This window comes from Streptomyces fructofermentans (assembly GCF_014651055.1).
Classification (GTDB): Bacteria; Actinomycetota; Actinomycetes; order Streptomycetales; family Streptomycetaceae; genus Streptomyces; species Streptomyces fructofermentans.
Map to the genome: position 1 here is coordinate 1 of NZ_BMWD01000016.1, position 9583 is coordinate 9583.

5 protein-coding genes are annotated in these 9583 nt (G+C 73.1%); 1 reads left to right on the forward strand and 4 read right to left on the reverse strand.

The genetic code is table 11. The annotated features are described in order from the left end of the window. Both IE265_RS21580 and IE265_RS21585 read right to left on the reverse strand, forming a co-directional pair. Positions 1-1882 (reverse strand): alpha-1,4-glucan--maltose-1-phosphate maltosyltransferase (locus IE265_RS21580; protein WP_190037303.1); only part of this gene is annotated, 1882 nt, incomplete at its 3' end. Positions 1883-2690: 808 nt separating this feature from the next. Further along, complete coding sequence (locus tag IE265_RS21585; RefSeq protein ID WP_190037304.1) at positions 2691-3890, reverse strand: S8 family peptidase; 1200 nt, start codon at positions 3888-3890, stop codon at positions 2691-2693. Positions 3891-4312: 422 nt separating this feature from the next. On the opposite strand from IE265_RS21585, the gene IE265_RS21590 reads away from it, so the two are divergent. Next, a complete protein-coding gene (locus IE265_RS21590; protein ID WP_190037305.1) occupies positions 4313-6931 on the forward strand; it encodes a glycosyltransferase family 1 protein in 2619 nt (872 codons plus the stop codon). A 430-nt stretch (positions 6932-7361) separates the two neighbouring features. Here IE265_RS21590 and IE265_RS21595 read toward each other — a convergent pair whose 3' ends face one another. Continuing rightward, complete coding sequence (locus IE265_RS21595; protein ID WP_190037306.1) at positions 7362-7862, reverse strand: DUF1990 domain-containing protein; 501 nt, start codon at positions 7860-7862, stop codon at positions 7362-7364. A gap of 69 nt (positions 7863-7931) precedes the next feature. After that, positions 7932-9578: a M4 family metallopeptidase gene (locus IE265_RS21600; RefSeq protein ID WP_190037307.1), complete on the reverse strand. Its 1647-nt coding sequence runs from the start codon at positions 9576-9578 to the stop codon at positions 7932-7934. Positions 9579-9583 lie beyond the last annotated feature (5 nt).

The following is a 9583-nucleotide window of genomic DNA, read 5'->3' on the forward strand; positions in this document are numbered from 1 at the left end:
CCAACGAGACCGTGGCCTCCTGGGTGTGGTGCGGGTCCAGGTTCACAACCACCAGAACCGTGTTCGAACCGCTGCGTTTGGAGTACGCGATGACCGCCTCCTTGTCCGCCGAGTGGAAGTGCAGGTCCCGCACCTGCCGCAGGGCCGGACTGCGACGCCTGATCGCGTTCAGCCGGGCCAGCAGAGGGGCGATGCTACGACCCTCGCGCTCCGCGGACTCCCAGTCCCGCGGACGCAGTTGGTACTTCTCCGAGTCCAGGTATTCTTCGCTCCCCTCACGTACGGGCACGTTCTCGCACAGCTCGAATCCGCTGTAGACGCCCCAGGTCGGGGAGAGGGTCGCCGCCAGCACCGCCCGCAGTTCGAAGGCCGGGCGGCCGCCGTGCTGGAGGAACGCGTGCAGGATGTCCGGCGTGTTCACGAAGAAGTTCGGCCGCATATGGAAGGCGGCGTCGCCCGACAGCTCGGTCAGGTACTCGGTCAGCTCGTCCTTGGTGTTGCGCCAGGTGAAGTACGTGTAGGACTGCTGGAAGCCGAAGGCGCCGAGCGTGCGCATCATCGCGGGGCGGGTGAAGGCCTCGGCGAGGAAGATCACGTCGGGGTCGGTGCGGTTGATGTCCGCGATGACCTGCTCCCAGAACACCACCGGTTTGGTGTGCGGGTTGTCGACGCGGAAGATCCGCACCCCGTGGCCCATCCAGAACCGCAGGACGCGCACAGTCTCGCGGACCAGTCCCGGCATGTCCCGGTCGAAGGCGATCGGGTAGATGTCCTGGTACTTCTTCGGCGGGTTCTCCGCGTACGCGATCGTGCCGTCCGGCCGGTGGTGGAACCACTCCGGGTGCTTCTCCACCCACGGATGGTCGGGGGAGCACTGCAGCGCGAAGTCCAGCGCCACCTCCAACTTCAGCCTGCCGGCGGCCCGTACGAAGGCGGCGAAGTCCTCGATCGTGCCGAGGTCGGGGTGGACGGCGTCGTGCCCGCCCTCCGGGGAGCCGATCGCCCACGGCACGCCGACGTCCTCGGGGCTCGCGTCCAGGGTGTTGTTGGGCCCCTTGCGGAACGTGCTGCCGATCGGATGGATCGGCGGCAGGTAGACGACGTCGAAGCCCATCTCCGCGATGGCGGGCAGCCGCCGCGCGGCGGTCCTGAACGTGCCGCTCACCGGCGGCCGGCCGGGCTCCACGACCGCGCCCTCCGAGCGCGGGAAGAACTCGTACCAGGACCCGTACAGCGCCCGCTCCCGCTCCACCAGCAGCGGCAACGGGTCGGAGGACGTGACCAGTTCGCGCAGCGGGTACTGCGCGAGGACGTGGTCGACGTCGGGGGTCAGCGCGGCGGCGAGACGGGCCGCCGCGGGGAGCCCGACGTCGCGCAGGGTGGCCGCGGCGGCGAGGATCGCGTCACGGCGGCCCTTGGCCGTCGGCACCCCGTCGGCGGCGCGCGTGTACAGCAGCGCCCCCTCCTCCAGGACCAGTTCCGTGTCGATCCCCGCGGGGATCTTGATCAGCGCGTGGTGGCGCCAGGTGGAGACCGGGTCGCTCCAGGCCTCCACGGTGCAGGTCCAGCGCCCCTCCCGGGGTACGCGGACGGTGGCGCCCCAACGGTCCGTGCCGGGCGCGAGTTCGCGCATCGGCGACCAGGGGCCGGGGCGGCCGTCGGGGTCGCGGAGCACCACGTTCGCGGCCACCGCGTCGTGGCCCTCGCGGAAGACCGTCGCGGAGACCTCGAAGGCCTCGCCGACGACGGCCTTGGCGGGACGGCGGCCGCCCGCGACCAGGGGACGCACGTCGAGGACCGGGATGCGTCCGATCACGGGACCGTCATCCGGGGCCGGTGCGGGCGCGGGAGTCGGTGCCTGGGCGGGGGCCGGACTCGGCACCCCGGCGAGAGCCGGAGCCGGAGTGGCAGCGGGAGTCGGCGCCCCTGCGGGGGTCGCGTCGGGCTCGGGCGCCGGGGCGGGCTCGGGCGAGGGGACCGGTACCGCGGCGGCCGGCGCGGGTTTTGGGTCCGGTGCCGGGGCGGTGGTGGCCGGTGCGGCGGGCCGGGCCTGCGGCCCCGGGCCGGCGGCGGACGCGGCCTCCTCCCGGCGGGGCTTCACGGGCTTGTCCGGCTTCCGGGCCTTCGGGGGCTTCCCGGTCCCCTCGGGTTTCCTGGCCTTGGCCGGCTTCCCCGCCCGCCGGGCCCCGTCGGGCTTCCCCGGCTTCTCGGGTTTTCCCTCTTTCCCGGGCTTTCCGGGACTCGCTCGGCGCTCGGGGCTCTCACGTCGTCCGGGGCCCGCGGGACCCCCGGGACTTCCGGGTGCCGCCGGGCCCCCGGGTTCCGCCGCGTTCGCCGTCCGGGGTGTTCCGGGCCCCCGGGGGTCCGGCCGGTCCGCCCCGGACCCCGGATCGGGGGACGCGGTGGAACCGGGTGTCGGGGGGTGGGACGAGTGGTGGTGCGTGGCGGGCATGACCGCTCCTGTCCGCGTCAACGTGGGTGGGCGGATGAGGGTGTGGGGAGGGTGGGTCCTGCGGGCGTACCGGTGAAGCCTTCCCACCCGGTTCGGGTGGGCAATCCGGCACTTTGTTAACTACTCGCGCGTATGTCTGCACGCAAGACCGGCCTCGTCCGACGAGAATCCGCCAGTGATCCGCCAAGGGTCTACCCCGTATTCGCGGGACGAGACCGGCCGGTGGGCACACACCTGCTCAAGGGCCGCGGACCTGCAGGAGTCTGTTCGGTGAACCGGGCCCCGGATCGGAGATCCGCCCGTCGGCGGCCCGTTCGGCAAGGGATTCGCCGACCTCGGCGGGTGACGCCGAGGGGTGGTCGGCGAGATGGAGCGCGGCGGCCCCGGCGGCATGGGGCGACGCCATCGACGTACCGGACAGCGTGGCGCTGTCCGTGTCGCCGGTGTGCGAGGCGGAGGTGATGTTCACACCCGGCGCGAAGAGGTCTATTCGCGCGCCCCGGTTGGAGAAGTCCGCGCGCCTGTCCGTCCGGTCGACCGCGCCGACCGTGATGGCCTCCTCCACGCGGGCCGGCGAGTAGAGGCGTGCCGGACGGTCGGCGTTGCCGGCGGCGACCGTGTAGGTGACGCCGGAGGCGATGGAGTTGCGGACGGCCGCGTCGAGGCGCGGGTCGGCGGGACCGCCGAGGCTGAGGTTGGCGACCGCGGGCCGCTGCGCGTGCCTGGTCACCCAGTCGATGCCCGCCAGGACCCGCGAGAGCGTACCGGCGCCGTCGTCGTCGAACACGCGGACGGCGACCACTTCCGCCCGCTTCGCGACGCCGTACGTCCTGCCCGCCAGGATGCCCGCCACATGCGTGCCGTGGCCCTGGCCGTCCTGCGCGACGGCGTCGTCGTCGACGAAGTCCCAGCCGTCGCGCGCGCGTCCGCCGAAGTCCCGGTGCGTGACGCGCACGCCGGTGTCGATGACGTACGCCGTCACGCCACGGCCGGCGGACTCCGGCCAGGAGTAGCCGCGGTCCGGGGGCCAGGTCGGCCGGTCGGGGCTGTCGAGCCGGTCGAGGTTCCAGGGAGGGTCCGGCTGCCGTCCGGCGACGGCCACAGCGGTGTCCGGGGAGACCGAGGCCACCCGTGGGTCCGCGGCCAGCCGCGCGGCCTGCCGCGGGTCGGCCCGCACCGCGTAGCCGTTGAGCGCGGTGCCGTAGGTCTGGCTGATTCTCACCCCGTGGGCGGCGGCCACGGCTCTGCCCTCCCGTGACGGGGCGCTCGTTCTCCCGTCGAGCGTCACGATGTAGCTGCCGACCGCGGTACCGGTCCCTCCGGACCCGGCCTCCGACGCGGCGTGCGCGGGCGGCGCGACGGCCGAGAGGACCGCCGCCGCCACCATGGCCAGGAAGCCTTCCGCCCAGTGCGACCGCTGTTCGCGCCCTGCTCCCATGCTCCGGGTTCCCCTCCTCGACGCGGCGGCTCCGGCCGGGGCGTGCTCACGCCCGCGAGGGTCCGGCGGGACGCGAGGGGCCCGTGCAGGCCGTGTGCGTCCGCGGCAGGGCCGCCACAGGGCAGCCTCTCGTGCGGTGTGAAGCGCCACAAGGTCGCACCACGGGGTGGAATCGGCCATATCGCCCGTGAGGTACATGTGGCGATTACGCCGATCGGCGGATGCCGGCGGCGCGCGGTCCAGGGCGGGTTCCGGCCGAACCCGCCGGGACCGGAGCGCAGTTGATCGGCGCGGGCGGCGCGGCCCTCCACGCGCCGTAGTTGTGGGGGTGCCCTCGCCGCTACCGTCGTGGGTGACGGGAGGGCGCACACCGACGTGTGCCCTTCAAGGCCCTGGTACGCCCTCCGTGAAGGTGGAAGCTCGTGAAGGCCATCCGACGATTCACCGTGCGTCCCGTACTCCCCGAAGCCCTTCACCCTCTCAGCGACCTGGCGCGCAACCTGCGCTGGTCCTGGCACGCCGAGACCCGTGACCTGTTCCGGTTCGTGGACCCCGAGCGCTGGGCGGCCTCCGGCTGCGACCCCGTGCGGCTCCTCGGCAGCGTGCCGCCCGGACGGCTCGCCGAACTGGCGGGGGACCCGGACTTCCTGGGGCGGCTGTCCGCGGCCGCCGACGACCTCGACGACTACGTGACCGGTGAGCGCTGGTACCAGAGCCGGTCCGCCGACCTGCCCGCCGCGGTCGCCTACTTCTCGCCCGAGTTCGGCATCACGGCGGCGCTGCCCCAGTACTCCGGGGGCCTCGGCATCCTCGCCGGAGACCACCTCAAGGCCGCCAGCGACCTCGGCGTGCCGCTGATCGGCGTCGGACTGCTCTACCGGCACGGCTACTTCCGCCAGTCGCTGTCGCGGGACGGCTGGCAGCAGGAGCACTATCCGGTCCTGGACCCCAACGAACTGCCGGTCTCCCTGCTGCGCGAGCCCGACGGCACGCCCTCCCAGGTGTCCCTCGCCCTGCCGGGCGGCACCTCGCTGCACGCCCGGATCTGGCTGGCGCAGGTCGGCCGGGTCCCGCTGCTCATGCTCGACTCGGACGTCGAGGAGAACGACCTCGGCGAGCGGGGCGTCACCGACCGCCTGTACGGCGGCGGCAGTGAGCACCGGCTGCTCCAGGAGATGCTGCTCGGCATCGGTGGCGTACGGGCCGTGCGTACGTACTGCCGGCTCACCGGACACGCGCAGCCCGAGGTGTTCCACACGAACGAGGGGCACGCGGGCTTCCTCGGCCTGGAGCGCATCCAGGAGCTGTCCGACCAGGGGCTGGACTTCGACGCCGCGCTGGAGACGGTCCGGGCCGGCACGGTCTTCACCACCCACACCCCCGTGCCCGCCGGCATAGACCGCTTCGACCGGGAGCTGGTGGCGCGCCACTTCGGCCCGGACGCGGAGCTGCCCCGCATCGAGGTGGGGAACATCCTCAGGCTCGGCATGGAGACGTACCCCGGCGGCGAACCGAACCTCTTCAACATGGCCGTCATGGGACTGCGGCTCGGGCAGCGGGCGAACGGCGTGTCGCTGCTGCACGGACAGGTGAGCCGGGAGATGTTCTCGGGGCTGTGGCCCGGCTTCGATCCGCAGGAGGTGCCGATCACGTCGGTGACGAACGGCGTGCACGCGCCCACGTGGGTGGCCCCGGAGGTGTTCCGGCTGGGCGCCCGCCAGATCGGCGCGCGCCGCACCGAGGACGCGATGACCGTCGGCGGCTCCGACCGCTGGGACGCCGTCGGGGACATCCCCGACCAGGACGTCTGGGAGCTGCGGCGGGTCCTGCGCGAGCAGCTGGTGGTGGAGGTGCGGGAGCGGCTGCACGCGTCCTGGCGCCAGCGCGGTGCGAACACGGCCGAACTCGGCTGGATCGACGGGGTGCTGGACCCCGACGTGCTGACGATCGGCTTCGCCCGCCGCGTCCCCTCGTACAAGCGGCTGACGCTGATGCTGCGGGACCGCGACCGGCTGATGGACCTGCTCCTGCACTCCGAGCGGCCCGTCCAGATCGTCGTGGCGGGCAAGGCCCATCCCGCCGACGACGGCGGCAAGCGGCTGGTGCAGGAACTGGTGCGGTTCGCCGACGATCCTCGGGTGCGCCACCGGATCGTGTTCCTGCCCGACTACGGAATGGCGATGGCGCAGAAGCTGTACCCCGGCTGCGACATCTGGCTGAACAACCCGCTCCGCCCGCTGGAGGCCTGCGGCACCTCGGGGATGAAGGCGGCCCTGAACGGCTGTCTCAACCTCTCGGTCCTGGACGGCTGGTGGGACGAGTGGTTCCAGCCGGACTTCGGCTGGGCGATCCCCACGGCGGACGGCACCGCCGTGGACGACGACCGCCGTGACGAACTGGAGGCGTCGGCGCTGTACGACCTGCTGGAGCAGCGGGTGGCGCCCCGCTTCTACGAGCGGGGCCGGGACGGACTGCCCGACCGCTGGATCGAGATGGTCCGCCGGACCCTCACCCACCTGGGGCCGAAGGTCCTCGCGGGGCGGATGGTCCGCGAGTACGTCGAGCGCCTCTACACGCCCGCGGCCCACGCCCATCGGGCCATGTCCCCCGTGGCGGCCCACGAGCTGGCGGACTGGAAGTCCCGGGTCCGCTTCGCCTGGCCGCGCGTCACCGTCGACCACGTGGAGACGACCGCGGCCACGCCGACGGCCGAACTCGGCACGACGCTCTCCCTGCGGGTCCGGGTGGGCCTGGGCGAGTTGGCCCCCGACGACGTGGAGGTCCAGGCGGTCTCGGGACGCGTCGACGCGGAGGACCGCATCGCCGACGGCGCCGCCGTGCCGCTGAAGCCGGTGGGCGGCCCCGACCTGGAGGGCCGCTGGACGTACGAGGGTCCGCTCGCCCTGGACCGCCCGGGCCCCTTCGGATACACCGTCCGCATCCTGCCGACCCACCGTTTGCTGGCGTCGGGCGCCGAGATGGGTCTCGTGGCCGTGCCCTCGGAGGGGACGGTGGAGGCGGCGGGAGTCCTGATGCGCTGACCTCGACGGCCCGCACCGGACCGGACCACGACTCAGGGCGGGTCGCGGCCGGTTGGCCGCGGCACCGCCGTGACCCGGGAAGCCCGCCCCCGGTCGTGGCGTCCGTGCGGGCCCGCCGCAGGCACGATCGAACGGCGCGGGCCGGTGGCGGCACGTTCGCGGGGCCCGCGAACGTGCCGCCCCGACCCGCCTCCGGGCCGGGCGGGGCAGACCGGCCGTGGCCCACCGGGACGCCGGTGCGTGCGGGCTCCCATGGGCCGGGGCGTCCGGGGCGTCCGGGGCGTCCGGGGCGTCCGGGGCCGAGGGGCGGCGGACCGGGGCGTCCGGGGCCGGGAGGCCGAGGTGCGACGGTCGGCCGTCGGGCGGTGCCGCGAGGTTGGGTTCCGGTCCGGCACCGTGCCGGACCGGGTGGCCGGGTGGCGCGGGACCGTCAGTCCTCCAGGCCCTCGCACATCCGGCGCAGGACGACACCGCACCGCCGTGCGTACGCGTGCTGGAATCCGCGTGTCGCGGCCCCGCCCGCCCGTGCGTACCACTTCGCCGGGCGGCTGAAGGCCGTGACCGTCAGCCAGACCGTCCCGTCGCCCGTCCGGTCCACGACGAAGGCCTCCTCGCCGCACTCCGGGTGCCCGGGAAGGGTCCCGTAGGCCCAGCCGGTGCGGCGGGCCTCGTCCGCGGTCCAGACGACACGGCACGGGGCCTTGAGCAGACCCAGGCCGACCGTGACGTCCGCGCCCGGCGTGGCCTCCGGGGCGTCGGTGGTGATCGTGACACCGAGGGCCCGGTGCAGGTCCCAGCTCATGAGGGCGCGGCCGGCCGCCGCGAAGACGTCCTGACCCTCACCTATGCGGGTTCTGACGTGCAGCGGGTGGAACCCGGGCGGACACCGGCCGTCGCGGGTCGCGCCCACGTCCTCGTACGTGAAGGGCATGGGCACCAAGAGTAGGGCGGTACCCGGGAGCGACGACTCCCGGGTACCGCCCTGTTCGAACGACCTGCGTCAGCTCACGTTGACCGCGGCCCAGGCCGCGTTCACGGCCTTGTACTCCGTGCTGGTCGAGCCGTACAGCGCCGACGCCGCGCTCAGCGTCGCGGTGCGCGCGCCCGCGTACTTCGTCGACGACGTCATGTACGTGGTGAGCGCCTTGTACCAGATCTGCACGGCCTTGTCCCGGCCGATGCCGGTGATCGTCGAGCCGTTCGACGTCGAGGAGCTGTAGGTGACCCCGTTGATCGTCTTGGTGCCGCTGCCCTCGCTCAGCAGGTAGAAGAAGTGGTTCGCCGGGCCCGAGGAGTAGTGGACGTCCACGCCGCCGAGCGAGGACGACCAGCTGTCCTTGGACGCGCCGTCCTTGCTCGGCTTGTCCATGTAGCGCAGCGGGGTGCCGTTGCCGTTGATGTTGATCTTCTCGCCGATGAGGTAGTCGCCGACGTCGGTCGAGTTGGCCGCGTAGAACTCCACGGCCGTGCCGAAGATGTCGGAGGTCGCCTCGTTGAGGCCGCCCGACTCACCGCTGTAGACGAGGCCCGCCGTGTTGGAGGTGACGCCGTGCGTCATCTCGTGGCCGGCGACGTCGATGGAGGTGAGCGGCTTGGTGTTGCCCGAGCCGTCGCCGTACGTCATGCAGAAGCAGCTGTCGCTCCAGAAGGCGTTCACATAGGCGTTCCCGTAGTGGACGCGGGAGTAGGCGGCGACGCCGTTGTTCTTGATGCCGGTGCGACCGAGGACGTTCTTGTAGAAGTCCCAGGTGACCTGGGCGCCGTAGTGCGCGTCCACGGCGGCGGTCTGGGTGTTGGAGGCCGCGCCGGTGCCCCAGGTGTCGTCGGCGTCGGTGAAGAGGGTGCCGGTGCCCGACGTCCCCTTGTTGAGGTTGTACGTCTTGTGGGCGCCGCGTCCGGTGTCGTTGAGCTGGTAGGTCGAGCCCGAGAGCGAGGTCCCGATGGTGACCTTGCCGGCGTACTGGCTGTTGCCGGTGCCGGTCTGGATCGCCTCCCACTCGTACAGCTTCTTGCCGGTCTCCGCGTCCGTGACGACGTGCAGCTCCTGCGGGGTGCCGTCGTGCTGGAAGCCGCCGACGACCGTCTCGTAGGCGAGGGCGGGCCTGCCGTCGGCCGCCCAGACGACCTTGCGGGGCGCCTTGTCCGCGGCGGACTTGGTGCTGCCCTCGGCCTTCGCGGCCTTCAGCGCCTGCTTCTCGGCGGCGGCCCTCGCCACGGCCGGGGTGGTGTCGGCGACCGCGACGGCTGCCTTGGTCGCCTTCGTGACGCCCTGCGTCGCACCGGACTTGCTCCTGTGGACGACCAGGTCGCCGCCGAGGACCGGGAGTCCGGCGTACGTGCGCTCGTAGCGGGTGTGGACCGTTCCGTCGGCGTCCTTGACGACGTCTCTGACGACCAGTTCCTCCTGGGCGCCGAGGCCTATCTCGTCGGCCGTCCGCGTCTTCGCGGCGTCGGCCCGCTGGATCAGGGCCGTGCGAGCCGCCGGGGAGAGCTGGACCGGGGACGCGGCGCGGGTGGCTGCGCCGGAGTCGGCCGGGGACTGGGCGACGGCACCGGAGGTGAGGCCGGTGGTGAGGAGTGCTCCGGCCGCGACAGCGGTGGCGATGGCCAGAGTGGTGCGCTTGCGACGCGCGTAGAGGGGGGTCACACGAG

Coding starts and splice junctions, on each gene's coding strand:
- IE265_RS21585 (WP_190037304.1), bottom strand. CDS start 3,890: ATGGGAGCAGGGCGCGAACAGCGGTCGCACTGGGCGGAAGGCTTCCTG.
- IE265_RS21595 (WP_190037306.1), bottom strand. CDS start 7,862: ATGCCCTTCACGTACGAGGACGTGGGCGCGACCCGCGACGGCCGGTGT.